Genomic DNA, 2,173 nt, shown 5'->3' on the forward strand with positions numbered 1-2,173 from the left:
CAGCGGCCGCCGAGGCCCCGTCCGCCGCGCCACGTGGTGCGGGCGGCGCGGATGCGGGGCTGGCCGCCTTCCTCGCCGGCGCGGGCCTGCCCGCGCATCTCGCGGCGAACACCGACCCGGAATCGGCGCTGCGCGCACTTGGCGCCGCGTTGCATGCGGCGGTCTCGGGGCTGCGGCAGTTGCTGATCGCGCGCGCGGACGTGAAGCGCGAATTCCGCATCGAGCAGACCATGCTGCGCTCGGCCGGCAACAACCCGGTGAAGTTCGCCGCCTCCGACGAGCAGGCGCTGACCGCGCTGCTGACCGCCGGCGCCCAGACCGGCCCGCGCGCGGTGCGCGAGACGGTCGAGGACCTCACGGCGCACCAGGTCGCGACCCTCGCCGCGACGCAGGCCGCCGCGCGCGCCCTGCTCGCGCGCCTCGCGCCGGAGGGGCTGGAGGCGCAGGACACCGGCGGCGGCGGGCTTTTCGCCAGCAAGGACAAGCGCCTGTGGGATGCCTACAAGCGCCTGCACCAGCAGGTGACCGAGCAGTTCGACGACGATTTCGACAGCGCCTTCGGCAAGGAATTCGCGCGCGCCTACGAACAGGCGTCGCGGCGGGACCACTAGGCCAGGGCAGGAAAGGGCGGGGCGCGGATGCTGTGGCACGACAAGGTCGTCTGGCAGGAGGGCATGTTCCTCCGTGCCCAGCACTTCCAGCAGCAGGACCGGCACGCGGAATGGATGCTGCAGGCGCGCGCCGCGCCGCTGCGCCCGCATCCCTGGGGCATCACCGAGCTCTCGCTCGACCGTGACCTGCTGGCGGCGGGCAAGTTCGCCATCGCATCCGCCAGCGGCGTGATGGAGGACGGCACGGCCTTCTCCGTGCCCGGCCATGCCGACCAGCCGACGCCGCTCGACCTGCCGGAAGGCACGCGCAACTGCGTCGTCTATCTCGCCCTGCCGGTGCGCCAGCCGGGCAGCCCCGAGATCGCCTTCTCCGAAGGCCCCGACATGGCGACCGCGCGCTACGCGATGCGGGGCTTCGAGGCCTTCGACACGCATTCGGACGCGACCGTCCCGGCCGAGCTCCAGGTCGGCCGCCCGAGGCTGCGCTTCATGCTCGAGACCGAGGAACGCGCTGGCTTCACCACCATCGGCCTCGCCCGCGTGGTGGAAGTGCAGGCCGACCGGCGGGTGATGGTGGATGAACGCTTCATCCCGCCCTGCCTGCGCGTCTCGGCGACGCCGCCGCTCGGCAACCTGGTGGGCGAGCTGGTCGGCATGCTCGGCCAGCGGGCGGAAGCGCTCGGCGCGCGGCTGTCCCAGCCCGGCGCGCGGGGTGTCGCGGAAGTGGCCGACTTCCTGCTGCTGCAGGCGGTCAATCGCTGGCAGCCGCTGCTCGCGCACTGGGCCGATGCGGGCAACGTGCATCCGGAATCGCTCTATGCGGCGCTGGTGCAGCTGGCGGGCGAACTCGCCACCTTCACCGATCCCAAGCGCATGGCCGCGACCTATCCGGCCTACCGTCACGACGATCTGCAACGGTCCTTCGCGCCGGTGGTCTCGGACCTGCGGCGGTCGCTGTCGATGGTGCTCGAGACCAACGCGGTGTCGATCCCGCTGCAGGAACGCCAGTTCGGCGTGCGCGTCGGCCCGATCGTCGATCGGAACCTGCTGCGCGCGAGCCAGTTCGTGCTGACCGTGCAGGCCGACCTGCCGAGCGAGCAGCTGCGCCGCATCTTCCCCAACCAGGTGAAGATCGGCGCGGTCGAGCATATCCGCGAGCTGGTGAACGTGGCGCTGCCCGGCATCCAGGTGCGGCCGCTGCCCGTCGCCCCCCGGCAGATCCCCTTCCATGCCGCGGCGGTCTATTTCGAACTGGACCGCGGCAGCCCGCACTGGGCGCAGATGCAGAATTCGGGCGCCTTCGCCATCCACGTCTCCGGCGACTTCCCGAACCTCAAGATGGAACTCTGGGCGATCCGGGGCTGAGCCCCGCGACACCCGGACCTGACCCGAAGGACCGCGCGCGATGAGCGACAATCCCTTCGCCGAGCCGAACGACAACGACCGCACGGTCGTCCGTGGCCCGGGCGGTGCGGCGCCGCCGCCACGCCCGCAGCCGGCCTTCCCGCAGGCGCAGCCCTTCGCCCCGCCGGGCGCGCCGGTCGGCGGCATTGGCGGCCTGC

General features: G+C 72.5%; 2 protein-coding genes. Both read left to right on the forward strand.

Going from position 1 to position 2,173, the window contains the following annotated elements; genetic code table 11:
- Positions 1-611, forward strand: a 611-nt coding sequence (tagH, locus tag HW577_RS24030) for a type VI secretion system-associated FHA domain protein TagH (protein ID WP_198378624.1), incomplete at its 5' end; no start/stop codon positions are given.
- A 27-nt stretch (positions 612-638) separates the two neighbouring features.
- On the forward strand, positions 639-1,976 hold the full coding sequence (tssK, locus tag HW577_RS24035) for a type VI secretion system baseplate subunit TssK (RefSeq protein ID WP_198378625.1): 1,338 nt from the start codon (positions 639-641) through the stop codon (positions 1,974-1,976).
- Positions 1,977-2,173 lie beyond the last annotated feature (197 nt).

Origin of the sequence: Neoroseomonas rubea, assembly GCF_016106015.1 — a bacterium.
Classification (GTDB): Bacteria; Pseudomonadota; Alphaproteobacteria; order Acetobacterales; family Acetobacteraceae; genus Neoroseomonas; species Neoroseomonas rubea.